Raw genomic sequence first — 17,831 nt, 5'->3', positions numbered from 1 at the left:
CGGATCGCGCCTCGGTAGTCCGGGTTTCTTTTTGGCCGGGCACAAAAGGCCCGAACCAGTCCCTTGGCTTAACCCTGATGCGGGCGCTTGCCAGGGTTCTTTTTGCTGCGGGTGTGTGAACCACGCTCAAGGCTGATCTTCTGGCCGTTGCCAGTGGTGATGGTGTAGCCTTTTGGCGGCACTGGCTTGGCGGCGCAGATGTCGGCCTCGACTCTGATTTTCTTGGACATGGAAAACTCCGGGTTAAAAATGGGCTGAACAGCTGATTTTATGCTACAGCGCGCCATCTCTGGCGTTTGCGCGCTAAAGCCGCGCCATCCTTACTCGATGGTGGCGCCCGATGCCTGCACAATGCCCTTCCACTTCTGGTAATCAGCCTTGAGCAGGGTGGAAAATTGTGCGGACGTCATGCTCTGCAGTTCAGCGCCCTGGGCATGGATGGCGGCTTTCATGTCCGGCGTTGCCAGCAGCTTGTTGACTTCGGCATTGACGGTGGCCACGATGGCCATGGGCGTGCCGGCTGGCATGAACAGGCCGTACCAGGTGCTGACATCGAAATCCTTGTAGCCGAGTTCAGCCACGGTGGGCACATCGGGCAACGAGGTGCTGCGGCGCGCCGACGTGACGGCCAGGGTGCGCAGCTTGCCGGCCTTGATCTGGCCCATGGCTGAAGGGAGCGACGACACCATCAGGTCCACATTGCCGGCCAGCACATCCATCATGGCCGGGTTGGAGCCCTTGTAGGGAATGTGGCGCAGCTTGATACCGGCGGCGGTATTGAAGATTTCGCCGGCCAGGTGAATGGTGGTTCCGTTCCCCGGCGAGCCGTAGGTGATCTGGTCTGGCGCCGACTTGGCAGCCGCCACCACGTCGGCCAGCGACTTGAAACGCGAGTTGACACTGGTGACGATCACCACCGGCGTGTAGGCCACATGGGCTACTGCCACCAGGTCCTTGGTCGGGTCATAGCTCAGATTCTTGTACAGCCAGGGCGCCACCACCATGTTGTCTTTCTGGCCCATCACCATGTCGTAACCGGTGGGCGCGGCGCGAGCAGCCTCTGCAATGCCGATGGTGCCGCCCGCGCCGCCACGGTTGTCGGGAATCACCGTCCATTTGCTCACTTCCGTCAGTTTGTTGGCCACCAGGCGCGACAGGATGTCGGTGCCACCGCCCGGCGGGAACGGCACGATCAGGCGGATCGGCTTGGCCGGGTAGGGCTGGGCTTGCGCAGCGGTCAGCGCGCAGGCCAGGAAAAGAAAGGAAAAAAGCTTTCGGAACATGAAAAATCTCCAGGGTGGATCTGCTGAAGGAAGGCCGGGCCCTGCGTACAGCGCGGCGGTCAGCATGCTGGCCGCCATTTTAGGGCGCGCAGTCACCACACGGCCTGCTGATATCCCTATGTTCACGGCAGACGGCCGTCTGGTACGGCGATGGCCGACGCGTTGGAAAACGTGGCGCACAGGCACCCACAGGTCGGGAGCCTGGGCTACATCGACGGCCGCAGCGGAAGGTTCACCAGCAGGTTCTGCGGCTTGAGCCTGAGCACGCCGTCAGCATTCATCATCAACCCCAGGTAGACGGGCTTGCCGGCTACGTCCGAACGCATCTCCTGCGTGTCGGCAAAGTCCAGCCGGAACAGGCTGACCAGGCGCTGCAGCCGTGCAGGTTCCACCTCCCTGCCCTCGTACAGGTCGTTCAGCAGCGCGGTCGCCTCTGCATCCAGCCCGAGATGCCAGCGCCAGGCGCTGTCGTCGATTTTCTGAAGCGGCCGGATGGTGACCCTGACGCCCAGGAAATGCCACACCCATTTTTGCAGCACGCTGGCAATGGCCTTGAGCCCCGAGCGTGCGCGGGTCAGGGTAAAAGCCAGGCCATGGCTCAGGTCGTGGGTGATTTCATGCGTCAGGTCGAGCAGGAAGGCATGCTTCTCGGCCTGCAGCCAATAGTCAGGCGCATTGTCATCGCCGAGCACCTGCAGGCTGATGCCTGGTTGCGGCGCGCCGGCTTCAGCCAGGAAACGCCCGAAGTCGCCCACACCGCCGGTCTGGCTCAGCAGGTCAAGCACTGCACGGTCGCCGCTCAGCACCTGGCCGTCCTGCGTGCTGATTCGCTGGGGGCGAAACAGCATTTCTCCGGCACGCACTTCGTAGGCGTCACCCGATTCGTGCAGCAGGTTGTGGGTGATGGCCTGCGCCAGCAGGTCGATGAACAGCGGCGGGATGGTGATGAGACCCGTTCCGTCGCGCGCGAACAGGCCCAGGTAATAGGCTTCAAGTGTGCCGGCGGCCAGCAGGCCGTCGCGAAAGCGCAAAAAGAACTGGTAGCTGTCGCCGACATCCTGGTCCTGCACCTTCTGCACGTCGGCAGGCGTGACCGGCCTGGACGGCCATGCCAGCAGGGCCGCATGCAAGGCCCGTTCGGCCGGGCAGGATTCTGGCACTGGCGCCAGTTCCGGACGGGCCAGGAAAAGCCGCAGGAAATCGTCGGTTGGCAGCAGCCAGCCGCGAGGGTTGCGCTGAAGCGGGGTGAATCCGCTGGAAGGCCAGAAATTTTGCATGGGCGCCATCGTCGCACAGCGCAGCAGCACGGCCATGAAAGGTTGTGAAAAAAATTTGATAGCTGTCCGGGCTTGCCAGCAAAGCGGAATTGACACTTTTTACCCAAAATCATGAATGGATTGGCTGGCTGCTCTTGGGAGCAAGCCACCACAGCCAGAGGCTGCGCAAGGCGCACGCCGCAGGCTGTTGCATGGAAGCACCGTGGCCAACAATCTGCGGGTTCCGAGGCTTCGCTTTCAATCCAGCGAACCCATCAAAGAAGGAACCTGACACTAACCTTTCATTACGAAAAACTACCTAAGGGTCTAACCCGGTATCTTCCACAGAGGGGTCTGGCTAGGATAAAGGCCTGTGTTTCACGAAGCCGAAGCTGTCTGTTTTCAGACGCACCGTGAAGTCAACCCAACCTGCCGGAGAGCCAATTTGCCAGTGGATTTCATTCTTGAAACGCGCAGCCTGACCAAGGAATTCAAGGGATTCATTGCGGTCAACAATGTGGACCTGAAAGTCCAGCGCGGGCACATTCATGCGCTCATCGGCCCCAATGGCGCCGGCAAGACCACCTTCTTCAACCTGCTGACCAAGTTCCTGACGCCCACGCGCGGCAGCATCACCTTCAACGGCACCGACATCACCTTTGAAAAGCCGGCGCAGACCGCCCGGCGCGGCATCGTCCGCTCGTTCCAGATCTCCGCCGTGTTCCCGCACATGACGGTGCTGGAAAACGTGCGCGCCGCGCTGCAGCGCAACGAAGGCACCTCGTTTCATTTCTGGAAATCCGAAAGTACGTTGTACCACCTGCACGACCGTGCCCGCGCCCTGCTGGATGAGGTCGATCTGGGCCAGTTTGCCGACGTGCTCACGGTCAGCCTGCCTTATGGCCGCAAGCGCGCACTGGAACTGGCGACCACGCTGGCGCTGGAGCCCGAGCTGATGCTGCTCGACGAACCCACGCAGGGCATGGGCCACGAGGACGTGGACCGGGTCACGCAGCTGATCAAGAAAGTCTCGGCCGGCCGCACCATCCTGATGGTCGAGCACAACATGAACGTGGTGTCTTCCATCGCCGACCGCATCACGGTGCTGCAGCGCGGCGCCATCATTGCCGACGGCCCGTATGCCGATGTGTCGAAGAACCCGCTGGTCATCGAGGCCTACATGGGCACGGCGGACACCGCCCTGCAAGGAGCGCACTGATCATGAGCAAAGAATTTCTGCGCATCGAAGACCTGCACGCCTGGTATGGCGAGTCGCACATCCTGCATGGCGTCAACATGACCGTGAACGAGGGCGAGGTCGTCACCCTGCTCGGCCGCAACGGCGCCGGCCGCACCACCACCCTGCGCGCCATCGTCGGCCTGACCGGCGCGCGCAAGGGCTCGATCAGGATCAACGGCGAGGAAGCCCTGAAGCTCGCACCACACAAGGTGGCCCGGCTGGGCGTGGGTTACTGCCCCGAGGAGCGCGGCATTTTCGCCAGCCTCTCGACCGAAGAAAACCTGATGCTGCCGCCAACGATCGCACCAGGCGGCATGAGCATCGACGAGATCTACGCCATGTTCCCCAACCTGAAGGAACGCGCCAACAGCCCCGGCACCCGCCTGTCGGGCGGCGAGCAGCAGATGCTGGCGGTGGCGCGCATCCTGCGCACCGGCGCGCGGCTGCTGCTGCTTGACGAAATTTCCGAAGGCCTGGCGCCGGTGATTGTCCAGAAACTGGCCGAAATGATCCTGGCGCTCAAGGCCAAGGGCTACACCATCGTGCTGGTCGAGCAGAACTTCCGCTTTGCCGCGCCGCTGGCCGACCGCTTCTACGTGATGGAGCACGGCCAGATTGTCAAGCAGTTTGCCCAGTCCGAGCTGAGCCAGAACATGGGCATGCTGCAGGAATACCTGGGCGTGTAGGCCACAAGCCTGTCCGCCTTTTTTCAACTTTTCCACTTTTTTCACTACCCACCCAGGAGACAAAACAATGAAACTCAAACTACTCGCCCTCTCGATGACCCTCGGATTTGCTGCAGTCGCTTCCGCGCAGAACACCGGCCCGGTCAAAATCGGTTTTATCACCGACATGTCCAGCCTGTATGCCGACATTGACGGCCCTGCCGGCGCCGAAATGGTCAATTGGGCTGTGCAGGACTTCGGCGGCAAGGTCTTGAACCGGCCGATTGAAGTGCTCTCGGCCGACCACCAGAACAAGGCTGACATCGCCAGCTCCAAGGCCCGCGAATGGATTGACAACGACGGCCTGTCAATGTTGATCGGCGGCACCAACTCGGGCACGGCCCTGGCCATGGCCAAGATCGCCCAGGAAAGAAAACGCCCTTTCATGGCCATTGGCCCTGGCTCGGCCCGCCTGACCAATGAAGCCTGCTCGCCTTACACCGTGCATTACGCCTACGACACCGTGGCGCTGGCCAAGGTGGCCGGCACGGCCCTGGTGAAGTCTGGCGCCAAAAGCTGGTTCTTCCTGACGGCTGACTATGCATTCGGCCACTCGCTCGAAAGCGATGCGTCCACCGTGGTCAAGGCCAACGGCGGCACCGTCGTCGGTGCGGTTCGTCACCCGCTCAATGCATCCGACTTCTCGTCTTTCCTGCTGCAGGCCCAATCGTCCAAGGCCCAGGTTCTGGCACTGGCCAATGCAGGCGGCGACTTCACCAATGCGATGAAGGCCGCGCGTGAGTTTGGCATCAACAAATCCATGAAGATTGCCGGCTTGCTGGTGTTCATCAACGACGTGCACAGCCTGGGCCTCTCCAACACCGAAGGCCTGCAGCTGGCCGACAGCTGGTACTGGAACCAGGATGACGCCTCGCGCAAGTTTGCCAAGCGCTTCTTCGAGAAATACAAGCGCATGCCTTCCAGCCTGCAGGCCGCCGACTATTCGGTCACGACGACCTACCTGAAAGCCGTGCAGGCCGCTGGCACCACGGATGGTGACAAGGTCATGAGCACCCTCAAGTCGATGAAGATCGACGACTTCTACAACAAGGGCCAGATCCGTGCCGACGGCCGGATGATCCATGACATGTACCTGTTCCAGGTCAAGTCAGCCAAGGAATCGACCGCTCCATGGGACTACTACAAACTGGTTTCCACGATTCCGGGCGAGCAGGCCTTCACCACGGCGGCCGAGTCCAAATGTGCGCTGACTAAAAAGTAAGCTGATTCCCAAGGCGGCAGGTCACAGCTGTGACTGGCCGCCTTTTTTTATTGATCTCAAGCCATGAACTGACGGACCTCCATGGAAATCTTCGGTATTCCTTATCAAGCATTTCTGGGCCAGCTACTGCTGGGCCTGGTCAACGGCGCCTTTTACGCCATGCTCAGCCTGGGTCTGGCGGTCATCTTTGGCCTGCTGGGCGTCGTCAATTTTGCGCACGGCGCGCTGTACATGCTGGGCGCGTTTGCCGCCTGGATCATGCTCGACAAATTCGGCATCAATTACTGGTTTGCCCTGTTCCTGGCGCCGCTGTTGGTGGGTGCCTTTGGCGTGGTGATCGAGCGACTCTTCCTGAAACACCTGTACAAGCTCGACCCGTTGTATGGACTGTTGCTGACCTTTGGCCTGGCGCTGATTGTCGAAGGCGTTTTTCGCGAACTGTATGGCGCGTCGGGCCAGTCCTATCCGGTGCCGGAGTTGCTGTCGGGCGCGACCAACCTGGGTTTCATGATCCTGCCGAACTACCGCGCCTGGGTGGTGGTGGTGTCGCTGGTGGTCTGCCTGGGCACCTGGTTCATCATCGAGCGCACGCGGCTGGGCGCTTATCTGCGCGCCGGAACTGAAAACTCTGCATTGGTGCAGACCTTCGGCATCAACGTGCCGATGATGGTCATGCTGACCTATGGCGCAGGCGCGGCTCTGGCCGCACTGGCCGGTGTGCTGGCAGCCCCCATCATCCAGGTCAACCCGCTGATGGGCTCGAACCTCATCATCGTGGTGTTTGCGGTGGTGGTGATTGGCGGCATGGGCTCGATTCTGGGCTCGGTCATCACCGGCCTGGCACTCGGCCTGATCGAAGGCATGACCCGGGTTTTCTACCCCGAAGCCTCGAATATCGTGGTGTTCGTCGTGATGGTGCTGGTGCTGATGGTTCGCCCGGCTGGCTTGTTTGGCAAAGAAGCGTGAACATGGCCCCCACGCTCCCCACTTCGTGTGGTTCGCTTCCCCCCGAGGGGGCCGCCCCGCCTGCAGTCCGGCAAAGCCGGTCCTGCGGCCGGAACTTGGGAATACAAGCCTCCGCACCGCATGCGCTGAATTTTGGAAACACGCAATGAACACTTCGAAAAAAATCACCCGCATCACCTACATTGCACTCTTGGCATTCCTGCTGGTCGCGCCGTTTATCGGGCTGTATCCGGTGTTTGTCATGAAGCTGCTGTGCTTTGCGCTGTTTGCCTGCGCCTTCAACCTGCTGCTGGGCTTTACCGGCCTGCTGTCGTTCGGCCATGCGGCGTTTTTCGGCTCGGCCGCCTACATCACCGGCTGGTTCGTCAAGTCGCAGGGCTGGACGCCTGAAACAGCCATTCTGGCCGGTACCGTGGGCGCCGGGCTGATCGGGCTGGTGGTCGGCATGGTGGCGATTCGCCGACAGGGCATTTACTTTGCCATGATCACGCTGGCCATTGCCCAGATGGTGTATTTCGTTTGCCTGCAGGCGCCGTTCACCGGTGGAGAAGATGGCCTGCAGGGGGTGCGGCGCGGCGAATTGTTCGGCATGATTTCACTCCGGCCAGACAACACCATGTACTACTTCGTGGTGGCTGTTTTCGTGCTGTGCTTCCTGTTCATCACGCGCATCGTCAACTCGCCGTTTGGCCAGGTGCTCAAGATGATCCGGGAAAACGAGCCACGCGCCATTTCGCTCGGCTACCAGGTGGACCGCTACAAGCTGCTGGCCTTTACCTTGTCAGCAGCGCTGGCCGGCCTGGCCGGCTCGCTCAAGACGCTGGTCATGGGCTTTGCCACGCTGTCCGACGTGCACTGGTCCATGTCCGGCGAAGTGATCCTGATGTCGCTGCTCGGCGGCGTCGGCACCTTCTTTGGCCCGGTAATGGGCGCGGGCATCGTGATTTCGCTGCAGAACCTGCTGGCCGACAAGGTCGGTTCATGGGTCACGGTCATCATTGGCGTGATCTTTGTGCTCTGCGTGCTGGCCTTCCGCAAGGGCGTGGTTGGCGAGTTGCAGGCATTCCGTGAGCGCCGCAAGGCCGCTGCACAACTGGACGCCAAACAGGCCTGAGGTTGCCGGTTCCGGAAAAAGTGCGCGCAAGGCAACTTGCAGCGCACTTTTTTCATTTTGCTAGCTTTTTAATAGCGTCTTGCGCAAGCCCACTATGCGCAAGAGCCATTTTTCTCTTGAATCCCGGCAAGGTCCGCGTTTACGTCACCTTGACGGCCCGGCCAATGAACTGGATCGGTCCGGTGGGCCGGTTGGTCGGCGAGCCATTGGCGGGCTCCAGCGTCAATTCGAACAACTGGTTGGGCTGCAGTGGCGGCAGCTTGTCCAGCGGGATGCGTACCGTCTCGCCGGGTTTGACCAGGCCCAGCGACACAGGGCCTTTCCAGTTGTCGCCCTTGGTCCAGAACTGCAATGATTTTTCAGCCGGCACGTCGCTCTGTCCCAACGGAATCAGGCTCAGCGATTGCGGGCTGCTGGCTTGAACCACCCAGCCTGGCGCCTTGTCCTGAGGCGCCACCAGCACCACCAGGTATTCAGGCGCGACCGGTGGCAACGCCCCCAGGCGCGTCGCCAGCACAGAGGCCAATACCGCAGCCGCAGCAAAACCGGTGCCAGCCAGGCCGCGCCAAAGCTTCACGCTGTGCCACCAGCCGGCGGCCTCCAGACGCCGTGAACGGCGGGGTTTGGTGACGACGTCAAGCGGCGGCGCAGACGGTGCGGCAATGGCATCAAGGCTGGCTTCAATCCGGCCCCACAACCGGGCAGAAGGCTCTACTGGATCGGCCAGTGCCGCCAGCGGCAGCAACTGTTCCTGCCAGCGCTGCACCGCCTGGCGCAGGTCTGCGTCGCCCGGCAGGCGTTGTTCAACGTCACGGCGACGCGTGGCCGACAAGGTGCCCAGCACATACTCGCCAGCCAGTTCATCACGATCAAGCGGATTCATGGCAGACCCCTGTGCGGCACACATTCATGAGTCTGCGCTGGAATTGATGAACAGCTCATGCCATGCACTCCCGCAGGCTGCCCATGCCGCGCTTGATCCAGGCCTTGACGGTGCCCAGCGGCGTCTGGGTGCGCGCGGCAATTTCGCCGTGCGAGCAACCATCGACATAGGCGTACAAAATGCAGTTTCGCCGCGCCGGCTCCAACCGCGACAGGCAATCGTTCAGCCGGCCCAGGCTGGCGTGCATTTCAAAGGCATCGGCCAGCTGGCGGTGCGCCTCCATCGAGGCCTGCGCGTCCAGCGCTTCGGCGGTTTCCTCGTCGACCGGCACCTCCCGTGCGCCATTGCGCACGCTGTTGAGCGCCAGGTTGCGGGTCACGCTGTAAATCCAGCCACGCCCGGAACCGCGCGTGGCGTCGAAGCTGGCAGCTTGGGTCCAGATGGCCATGAACGCATCGTGCAGCACGTCTTCGGCCTGCTGTCGCTGGCGCACGATGCGCAGCGCCACGCCCAGCAAATGGCGGCTTTCCTGGCGATAGATGTCCTGCAATGCCTGGCGGTCGTCCCGGGCGCAGCCGCGCAGGGCCTGCTCGTAGTCAAAGGAAGGGGCAGTGTCGGGCGCAATCGTCACAGGCAGGCTCGGTCGGCGTTGACAGGGAATGAAACGGCTGCGGCCGCTTCATGCGCCGCCCGCCGGGGGAATTTCCGTTTGATGTTAGCCGACACGCACAACGGCGTCCCGTCCCAGCAATCAGGCCGCTTTCCAGAAAATGTAGTCAGCCTGGTACTTCACGATCTCCCGGGTGCCCTTGCTGGCAGGACTGCAGACGCTGGCCGGCGCCACGCCACCCTTGAGGGCCACGCGCTGGATGTAGCTCACGCCGGTCATCGCGCCGCTGCCCATGGCCGGGTTGGCCTTGACCAGCTGGAACGGCAGGTTGCCGGTGCCGGCGGGCGCAACGGCGACCTGCGTGGCGGTGACTTTCGATCCGTCCATCGCTTCCCAGCTGGCCGGCGGGCCGTAGTATTTGCCGACCTGCTTGCCGCTGCGGTCATTGAGCATGGCGTTCGGGCCGACAAACACCCATTCGGTCATGCCGGGCGCATTGGCCTTGTCGCGGCATTCGTAGGTGATCTCGCCCACGCCGACGGTTTCCATCGCCACCTTGTGGCCGACCGGCACCTTGACCGCCTCGGGCAGGCTGTCCTGCATGAACATCGATGAGGCCATCGGCGTCATCGGCGCCATGGAGCCGCAGGCGGCCAGCAGGACAGAGGCGGAAACAGCGGCAAGGGACAGGGAAAAGCGTTGGGTTGACATGGTGGTTCTCCAAAAATGTTGAGTACGTGAAACACGTTTTCAGCAGCTTTTCTGCGCTGCTACAGGTACTACACGCCAGCAGCGCTTTTGGATGCAGTCAAGCTCAAGTATTTTTGAAGGCGGTTGCAGTAAACGCTGCCGCCTGCAGCGCAGCCTGGCAGGCCAACGGGCCGCACGCAGCCTAGCGCTCTCAATTCAATAGCTGCTCACGCCCACAGCCATTGCGCAAACCGCCAAAAAGGCTTGCAATGCGAGTCAAAAAGGCAGCGTCAGGCCGTGGAAGTCCAGCAGCTTGCCGGTGTCCGCGGGCGTCGCGCCGTTCAGCACGCCGACCAGGTCGCTGGCGGCTTCCTCGGGCGGCCGCACCTTCAGGCCGGTCTTGGCGAAGGGCTGGCTCAGCGCGGTATCGACCGTGCCCGGATGCAGCGCGACGCAGACCGACTGGCGGTTGCGCCGGGTCATTTCAATCGACGCGGTCTTGACCAGCTGGTTCAGCGCCGACTTGGAGGCGCGGTAGCCGTACCAGCCGCCCAGCGCGTTGTCGCCGATGCTGCCGACCCTGGCCGACAGGAAAGCCGCCACGCAGCGGCCCTGCTTGGGCAGCAGCGGCAGGAAATGCTTCATCACCAGGGCCGGGCCGATGGCGTTGACCTGGAACACGTGCGTCAGGTAGCCGGCGTCCAGCTGGCTGAAGCTGCGTTCGGGCTGGCCCTGCGGCCCATGCAGAAAGCCGCTGGCGACCACGATCAGGCGCAGTTCAAGCTGCTGCTCGGCGCACTGCGCCGCCACCCAGTCGGCGGCGGATTTCAAGCTGGCTTCGTCGCCGTAGTCGATGGCCGGCAGACTGTTTCGGCCCAGCGCCAGCACGGTTTGAAACCGCTCAGACGCCCCCGCCGCACCCGAGAGCCGCGCCACCAGCGCCGCGCCCAGGCCGCCGCCGGCACCGATCACCAGCGCGGCGGCGCCGACGGCTTCAGACCGACCAGGTGCAGGCGGCAAGGCGTCATACGAAGGCAGGTCAGGGTTCATTTTGCTACTTTATTAATAGCTGTTTACGCAGTCAGCACGTGCGCAAACGGCCAATTTGATGCTTGAAACACCGTTTTTCTGCTTCAAGCCTCGTCGTCCATCAGCCGCACCCGCACGCTCTTGCCCTTGACCTTGCCCATCGCCAGCTTGTGCAGGGCGTCGGCGGCAATCTTGCGGTCCACCGCCACATAGGTCGAGAACTCGTTGACGTTGATCTTGCCGATCTGTTCGCGGGTAAAGACCGTGAAGCCATCGGCCTCGCCGGTCAGCGCGCCGAGCACGTCGCCGGCGCGGATCTTTTCCTTGCGGCCGCCGACGATCTGCAGCGTGGCCATTGGCGGGCGCAGCGGCTCCTTGGCGGTGGGCGTCAGTTCTTCAACCTTGTGCCATTCGGACTCGGTCTTTTGCAGCACCTCGATCTTGCCGACCGAGCCCATTTCGTCCATCGTCGCCAGGCTGATGGCCCAGCCTTCCTCGTCGGCCCGGCCGGTGCGGCCGATGCGGTGGATGTGGATTTCGCTGTCCGGCGTCACATCGACGTTGATGACCATTTCCAGCTGCGAAATGTCCAGCCCGCGCGCGGCCACGTCGGTGGCCACCAGCACCGAGCAGCTGCGGTTGGCAAACTGCACCAGCACCTGGTCGCGCTCGCGCTGCTCCAGTTCGCCAAACAGCGCCAGCGCAATGAAACCCTTGTCTTTCAGTAGCTGCACCAGCGCCCGGCATTGCGACTTGGTGTTGCAAAACGCCAGCGTGCTGACCGGCCGGTAATGACTCAGTACCAGGGCCACGGCTTCGAGGCGCGCCTCGTCGTGGTCGGTGTCCTCGACCTGGTACCAGCGCTGGCGGATCTTGCTTTTCTCGTGCTGCGCCTGCACGGTGATGGTTTGCGGGTTCTTCATGAACTGCTGGCTGATCCTGGCGATGCCTTCCGGGTAGGTCGCCGAGAACAGCAGCGTCTGGCGCTCTTTCGGGCACTGCTTGGCGACGGTGGCAATGTCGTCAAAAAAGCCCATGTCGAGCATGCGGTCGGCTTCGTCGAGCACCAGCGTGTTCATCGCGGACAAATCCAGATGGCCGCGCGCCAGGTGGTCCATGATGCGGCCGGGCGTGCCGACGACGATGTGCGCGCCATGTTCCAGGCTGGCAATCTGGTTGCGCAGGGCGACGCCGCCGCACAGCGTCACGACCTTGATATTTTCCTCGGCGCGCGCCAGGCGGCGGATTTCGGTGGTCACCTGGTCGGCCAGTTCGCGCGTCGGACACAGCACCATCGCCTGGATGGCGAAACGCCGGGCGTTGAGGTTGGCCAGCAGCGCGATGCCGAAGGCGGCGGTCTTGCCGCTGCCGGTCTTGGCCTGGGCGATCAGGTCCTTGCCCAGCAAGGCGACCGGCAGGGCTGCGGCCTGGATCGGCGTCATCTGGGTGTAGCCGAGTTGCGTCAGGTTGGCCAGCACATGGGCCGGCAGCGACAGGGCGCTGAAATCAGTAGGAGAAGTAGTCATATTCCCTGATTATCGTGATTCGCACCATCTCCCAACGCCCGGCAAGACTGACTCGGCAAACCCCGGTAAGCTTTGGCGATGACGCCGCCTTCAATTTCCGTGCACTTTTGATGTCTGAACGCCCCATGGCACTTGATTCACCCGCCGTGCGCGATGCCGTCCAGGCGCTCGCCAGCCATGCACTGCCGGCCTTTGGCATCGCGCTGGTGTTGCTGCTTTTTGCCGTCTGTGGCTTTTGGCTATTGGTGCAGCGTTACGGCGTACACCGTGAAACCAGCCGCTTTCCGCCGCTGGCTTATCTGCTCGCCTACCTGGCGCTGGGCTTCGGGCTGATCATTGGCGCCGCCAGCCTGTTTGCCGAGATTGCCGAAAACCTGGGCGACGGCCGCAAGCTGGGCCAGCTGGACCAATTGTTCTCGGACACCATCCACGCCACAATGCCGATTGGCGTGCTCCGGGTATTTGCCGTGCTGACCCACTTTGGCGACACGCTCACGCTGACCAGCCTGTGCATCGCCGGCACGCTGTGGCTGCTGCGCCAGCGCCAGCGCGCGCTATGCCTGGCCTGGGTGCTGGCCTTCGTCGGCAATGCGCTACTGAACTGGACGGTGAAAAACATTTTTGAACGAACCCGCCCCGTGCATGACAACGCCCTGTCCTTTGCCGATGGCTGGAGTTTTCCGAGCGGCCATGCGTCGGGTTCGGTCGTGGCTTACGGCATGCTGGCGTATCTGCTGGTGCGGCTGCTGCCCGCCCGTTTTGCCAGCGTTCACCTGCCGGTGTGGGCGCTGGCAGCGGCGCTGGCCTTTACCACCGGCAGCAGCCGCGTGCTGCTGCAGGTCCACTTTGCCAGCGACGTGCTGGCCGGTTTTGCCTCCGGCTCGGCCTGGCTGGCGGTGTGCATAGGCGCGCTGGAACTCTGGCGCTACCGCCAGCGCCAACCGTGAGGCCTCCACCCGCGCAACGCCGTCGCCATCAAAAGGTCATCTGAAAACAGCACAATCAGGGCCAGACTACAAAAGGAACCCATGAGCGATTTTGACTTTGACCTGTTCGTGATCGGCGGCGGCAGCGGCGGCGTACGCGCGGCGCGCATGGCGGCCCAGCGCGGCGCCCGCGTGGCGCTGGCCGAAGTGGCCGAAATGGGCGGCACCTGCGTCAACCTGGGCTGCATCCCGAAAAAGCTTTACAGCTACGCGGCCCATTTCGCCGAAAGCTTCGAGGAATCGCATGGCTTCGGCTGGGTCGGCGAGGCGCCCGTGCTGAACTGGGACACCCTCAAGTCCAACCGCGCCCGCGAGATTTCGCGCCTCAATGGCATTTATGTGCAGTTGCTCAAAAGCGCGGGCGTGCACACCCTCAACGGCTGGGGCACGCTGGTCGATGCGCATACGGTGGACGTGGGCGGCCAGCACTACAGCGCCAAAAACATCCTGATCGCCACCGGCGGAAAACCCAGCATTCCGGAGTTTCCGGGCAGCGAGCACGTCATCAGCTCGAACGAGATGTTTGACCTGTCGCCCTTCCCGCAGCGCCTGCTGGTGGTCGGCGGTGGCTACATTGCCTGCGAATTTGCCTCGATCTTCAACGGCCTGGGCGCACAGGTCACGCAGCTCTACCGGGGCCACCAGGTGCTGCGCGGCTTTGACGAGGAAGTGCGCGGCTTCATTGCCGGCGAAATGGTCAAGAGCGGCGTGACGCTGCACCTCAACACCGACGTGGCCACCATCGCTCGCGCGGGCAAAGCGTTGCAGGTGCAACTGCTCGATGGCAGCCATATCACCGTCGATGCGGTGCTGTATGCCACCGGCCGCGTGCCGCTGATCGAAGGCCTGGGTCTTCAGGCAGCAGGCGTCGTGCAGGGCAAGGCCGGCGCCATTGAAGTGAACGACCAGTACCAGACCTCGGTACCGTCGATCTATGCCGTGGGCGACGTGACGGCGCGCGTGCAACTCACGCCGGTCGCGCTGGCCGAGGCCATGGTCGTGGTCGATGCGCTGTTCGGTCCGACCGCCGGCAAAAAGCCGCGCGGCATGAGCTACGACTTCATACCGACGGCGGTGTTCACCCATCCGAACATCGGCACGGTCGGTTATTCGGAACTCGAAGCCAGCGAAAAATTCGGCAAGATCAGCGTTTACAAAAGCGACTTCAAGGCGCTCAAGCACACGCTGAGCGGCAGCACCGAGCGCACGCTGATGAAGCTGATCGTCGAAGACGCCACCGACCGCGTGGTCGGCCTGCACATGGTCGGCGCCGACGCGGGCGAGATCGTCCAGGGCTTTGCCGTGGCGATGAAGGCCGGCGCGACCAAGGCAATTTTTGACAGCACCATCGGCATCCACCCAACCATGGCCGAAGAGTTCGTGACGATGCGCGAGGCGCTCAAGCGCTGAATGCCGCACGGCGGCATGAACCGTGCATTGCCGCCGTTGAATGCCAAAACCGCAAACTGATTGAGCCCATGCCCTACCTGCCCCCTTTCATCGCACCCATCCGCTACCGCGACCCGGCTGCAGCGCTGGCGCAGGTGCGCGCCATCTACGACCAGCAAATCGCCCACCTGCGCAGCGCCATGCAGCGCTACCTGGCCGGTGACACGCTGCCCGGCCATGTGCGGGCCTGCTACCCGTTTGTCCGCATCCACACCGAGACAGTGGCCAGGGCCATCCTGGAGACGCCCGACATCCTGCAGCTCAGCTACGGCTTTGTCGCCGGACCGGGGCACTTTGAAACCACCCTGACGCGCCCTGACCTGTACAGCGACTACTACCTGGCGCAGTTCCGCCTGCTGATGCAAAACCACGAGGTCGAACTGGAAGTGGGCACCAGCACGCAGCCGATCCCGATCCACTTTTCGTTTGCCGAGAACGACCACATCGAGGGCACGATGAGCCCGGCCCGGCGCATGCTGATGCGCGACGTGTTCGACCTGCCCGATTTGGCTTCAATGGACGACGGCATTGCCAACGGCACCTACGAGCCCAGTGCCGGCCAGCCGCTGCCGCTGTCGCTGTTCACGGCAGCGCGGGTGGACTATTCGCTGCAGCGCCTGCGCCACTACACCGGCACGTCGCCGCAGTGGTTCCAGAACTTTGTGCTGTTCACCAACTACCAGTTTTACATTGATGAATTCGTTCGGCTGGGGCATGCCGAAATGGCCGACCCGGCCAGCGAATACATCGCCTTCGTGGAGCCCGGCAATGTGGTGACGCGGCGCACCGGCCTGAGCGCACAGGAAGGCGACGAGTTGGGCTTGGCACCACCGCGCCTGCCGCAAATGCCGGCCTACCATTTGCTGCGCGCCGACCGCACCGGCACCACCATGGTCAACATCGGCGTCGGCCCGGCCAACGCCAAGAACATCACCGACCATGTCGCCGTGCTGCGCCCGCACGCCTGGATCATGCTCGGCCACTGCGCCGGCCTGCGCACCAGCCAGCAGCTGGGCGACTACGTGCTGGCGCACGGCTATGTGCGCGAAGACCATGTGCTGGACGAGGAACTGCCGCTGTGGGTGCCGATTCCGGCGCTGGCCGAGATCCAGAAGGCGCTGGAGCAGGCGGTACAGGACGTGACGCAGGCTGTTGGCACGGATTTGAAACGCATTATGCGCACCGGCACCGTGGCCAGCACCGACAACCGCAACTGGGAGTTGCTGCCGGGCAACCAGCCGCAACGCCGCTTCAGCCAGAGCCGGGCGATTGCGCTGGATATGGAAAGCGCGACGATTGCGGCCAACGGCTTTCGCTTCCGGGTGCCTTACGGCACGCTGCTGTGCGTGAGCGACAAGCCGCTGCACGGCGAGATCAAGCTGCCCGGCATGGCGAACCAGTTCTACCGCGACCGGGTGGACCAGCATTTGCGCATCGGCATGCGTGCGGTGGAGTTGCTGCGGGCCGAGGGGATCACGCAACTGCACAGCCGCAAGTTGCGGAGCTTTTCGGAAGTGGCGTTTCAGTGATTTTTGCTATGGTTTGAATAGCTGCCTACGCTTACTGATATTGCGTGAAAGTGCTCTTTTAGTGTGAATGTTTGGCTTGGCTCTGCTGGTTGATGAGCTGTTGGGGCTTTGCGGGGTTGGGCTGGCCGGGAGTTGCCCGGCGGCAAGTAGCTTTCTTTTGGCGATAGCCAAAAGAAAGCTACCAAAATAAAGGCGATCCGACTTTCCGGGTCGCCTTTCTTTTGCTTACCTATTTTTGGCGAAGCCAAGATAAGTGAGTCGCCGCCTGGCGATTCCCGGCCTGCCCAACCAGGCAGCGCCCACAGACAAAAGATCAAAAAATACAGCCAACCCAACCTTTACATAAATTCATCAACAACAAGGGATTACCCGACCATGACCGCAGCACAATGACCTGGCCCGCCCCACCGTCTGACCCGATGCCCCCTCCATTGCCTACCCATTCCCTGCCCCGCCTGGCCCCACTGGCCCTGACGCTGGCAGCGCTGCTTTCAGGCTGCGCCTCCATCACATCATCCACCCAGGCGCTGCCCGAAACACCGGTCCCCGCCGAATGGTCAGTCAGTGCGCCCTACGCCCCCGCCACGGCAGACGCCTTGTCTCTGGCCGCCTGGTGGCAGGGCTTCAACGACCCGCAACTGACCGCGCTCGTCACCCGTGCCCTGCAGGCCAACACTGACATCCGCACCGCGCAGGCCGCCCTGCAGCAGGCGCGCGCGCTGCGCGACGTGAGCGCCGCCGGCCTCGCCCCCCGGGTAGACACCTCGGCCTCGGCGCAGCGCAGCAAGTCGGGCGGCAGCCAGGCGGGCAACCTGTTCCAGGCCGGCTTTGATGCCAGCTGGGAACCCGACGTGTTCGGCGGCCGGCGCAGCGCCCTGAACGCGTCCGACGCCGATGTCCGGGCCGCCACGGCCAGCCTGGGCAATGTGCAGGTGTCGCTGGCCGCCGAAGTCGCCCTCGCCTACCTGCAGCTGCGCGGGCTGCAGGCGCAGCGCCTGATTGCCCAGGGCAGCCTGGCAGCGCAGCGGGAAACGCTGCAGCTCACCCGCTGGCGCGCCCAGGCCGGGCTGGCATCGTCGCTCGACGTCGAGCAGGGCATTGCCGCCAGCGAGCAGACCGCCGCGCAGATTCCCTTGCTCGACACCGGCATCGCGCAGGCGGCCAGCAGCCTGGCGGTGCTGACCGGCCAGTCGCCCGGCGTGCTGCGCAGCGCGCTGGCCAATGCCGCACCCGTGCCGCAGGCGGCCAGTGACCTGGCGCTGGCCATTCCGGCCGAAACCCTGCGCCAGCGCCCCGATGTGCGCGCCGCCGTAGACCGCATCG

The 17,831-nt window shown here is 63.1% G+C and carries 17 protein-coding genes; 9 read left to right on the top strand and 8 right to left on the bottom strand.

Annotation, left to right across the window (positions count from 1 at the left end):
* Window positions 1-68 precede the first annotated feature (68 nt).
* The 3 genes from GZ092_RS11350 to GZ092_RS11340 form a co-directional block, all read right to left on the bottom strand.
* A complete protein-coding gene (locus GZ092_RS11350; RefSeq protein ID WP_293636498.1) occupies window positions 69-230 on the bottom strand; it encodes a hypothetical protein in 162 nt (53 codons plus the stop codon).
* Window positions 231-320: 90 nt separating this feature from the next.
* Complete coding sequence (locus GZ092_RS11345; RefSeq protein WP_293636497.1) at window positions 321-1,283, bottom strand: tripartite tricarboxylate transporter substrate binding protein; 963 nt, start codon at window positions 1,281-1,283, stop codon at window positions 321-323.
* 206 nt (window positions 1,284-1,489) lie between these two features.
* Window positions 1,490-2,560 carry a DUF6352 family protein gene (locus GZ092_RS11340; RefSeq protein WP_293636496.1) on the bottom strand — a complete coding sequence of 357 codons (1,071 nt, stop codon included), beginning with the start codon at window positions 2,558-2,560 and terminating at the stop codon, window positions 1,490-1,492.
* 424 nt (window positions 2,561-2,984) lie between these two features.
* On the opposite strand from GZ092_RS11340, the gene GZ092_RS11335 reads away from it, so the two are divergent.
* From GZ092_RS11335 to GZ092_RS11315, 5 genes are all read left to right on the top strand, one after another.
* Window positions 2,985-3,758 carry an ABC transporter ATP-binding protein gene (locus GZ092_RS11335; RefSeq protein ID WP_293636495.1) on the top strand — a complete coding sequence of 258 codons (774 nt, stop codon included), beginning with the start codon at window positions 2,985-2,987 and terminating at the stop codon, window positions 3,756-3,758.
* Window positions 3,759-3,760: 2 nt separating this feature from the next.
* A complete protein-coding gene (locus GZ092_RS11330; RefSeq protein WP_293636494.1) occupies window positions 3,761-4,465 on the top strand; it encodes an ABC transporter ATP-binding protein in 705 nt (234 codons plus the stop codon).
* Between the two features lie 67 nt (window positions 4,466-4,532).
* The gene (locus GZ092_RS11325) at window positions 4,533-5,726 is read left to right on the top strand and encodes an ABC transporter substrate-binding protein (RefSeq protein ID WP_293636493.1); all 1,194 of its coding nucleotides are present in this window, start codon (window positions 4,533-4,535) and stop codon (window positions 5,724-5,726) included.
* 81 nt (window positions 5,727-5,807) lie between these two features.
* Window positions 5,808-6,692, top strand: coding sequence for a branched-chain amino acid ABC transporter permease (locus tag GZ092_RS11320; protein ID WP_293636492.1), 885 nt, complete (start codon window positions 5,808-5,810; stop codon window positions 6,690-6,692).
* A 145-nt stretch (window positions 6,693-6,837) separates the two neighbouring features.
* Complete coding sequence (locus GZ092_RS11315) at window positions 6,838-7,806, top strand: branched-chain amino acid ABC transporter permease (protein ID WP_293636491.1); 969 nt, start codon at window positions 6,838-6,840, stop codon at window positions 7,804-7,806.
* Between the two features lie 139 nt (window positions 7,807-7,945).
* Here the strand turns inward: GZ092_RS11315 and GZ092_RS11310 are convergent, their stop codons facing one another.
* From GZ092_RS11310 to dbpA, 5 genes are all read right to left on the bottom strand, one after another.
* Window positions 7,946-8,689, bottom strand: coding sequence for an anti-sigma factor (locus GZ092_RS11310; protein ID WP_293636490.1), 744 nt, complete (start codon window positions 8,687-8,689; stop codon window positions 7,946-7,948).
* Between the two features lie 55 nt (window positions 8,690-8,744).
* Window positions 8,745-9,320, bottom strand: a complete 576-nt coding sequence (locus GZ092_RS11305; protein WP_293636489.1) for a sigma-70 family RNA polymerase sigma factor — start codon at window positions 9,318-9,320, stop codon at window positions 8,745-8,747.
* A 120-nt stretch (window positions 9,321-9,440) separates the two neighbouring features.
* Window positions 9,441-10,010 carry a DUF3455 domain-containing protein gene (locus GZ092_RS11300; protein ID WP_293636488.1) on the bottom strand — a complete coding sequence of 190 codons (570 nt, stop codon included), beginning with the start codon at window positions 10,008-10,010 and terminating at the stop codon, window positions 9,441-9,443.
* Window positions 10,011-10,265: 255 nt separating this feature from the next.
* The gene (locus GZ092_RS11295) at window positions 10,266-11,039 is read right to left on the bottom strand and encodes an SDR family NAD(P)-dependent oxidoreductase (protein WP_293636487.1); all 774 of its coding nucleotides are present in this window, start codon (window positions 11,037-11,039) and stop codon (window positions 10,266-10,268) included.
* Window positions 11,040-11,122: 83 nt separating this feature from the next.
* Entirely contained in the window at window positions 11,123-12,544 is a 1,422-nt protein-coding gene (dbpA, locus tag GZ092_RS11290; protein ID WP_293636486.1) for an ATP-dependent RNA helicase DbpA, read from the bottom strand.
* Between the two features lie 125 nt (window positions 12,545-12,669).
* Between dbpA and GZ092_RS11285 the strand changes: the two genes are divergently transcribed.
* The 4 genes from GZ092_RS11285 to GZ092_RS11270 all read left to right on the top strand — a co-directional run.
* Complete coding sequence (locus GZ092_RS11285; protein WP_293636485.1) at window positions 12,670-13,491, top strand: phosphatase PAP2 family protein; 822 nt, start codon at window positions 12,670-12,672, stop codon at window positions 13,489-13,491.
* A gap of 81 nt (window positions 13,492-13,572) precedes the next feature.
* Window positions 13,573-14,940: a glutathione-disulfide reductase gene (gene gorA, locus GZ092_RS11280; protein ID WP_293636484.1), complete on the top strand. Its 1,368-nt coding sequence runs from the start codon at window positions 13,573-13,575 to the stop codon at window positions 14,938-14,940.
* Between the two features lie 68 nt (window positions 14,941-15,008).
* Window positions 15,009-16,508, top strand: coding sequence for an AMP nucleosidase (locus GZ092_RS11275; RefSeq protein WP_293636483.1), 1,500 nt, complete (start codon window positions 15,009-15,011; stop codon window positions 16,506-16,508).
* A gap of 431 nt (window positions 16,509-16,939) precedes the next feature.
* A partial coding sequence (locus GZ092_RS11270; protein WP_293636482.1) for a TolC family protein occupies window positions 16,940-17,831 on the top strand: 892 nt, incomplete at its 3' end.

Origin of the sequence: Polaromonas sp. (assembly GCF_010365105.1) — a bacterium.
Classification (GTDB): domain Bacteria; phylum Pseudomonadota; class Gammaproteobacteria; order Burkholderiales; family Burkholderiaceae_C; genus Polaromonas.
The sequence above is the reverse complement of the archived record's forward strand: the minus strand, read 5'-3'. Positions and strand labels throughout refer to the sequence as shown.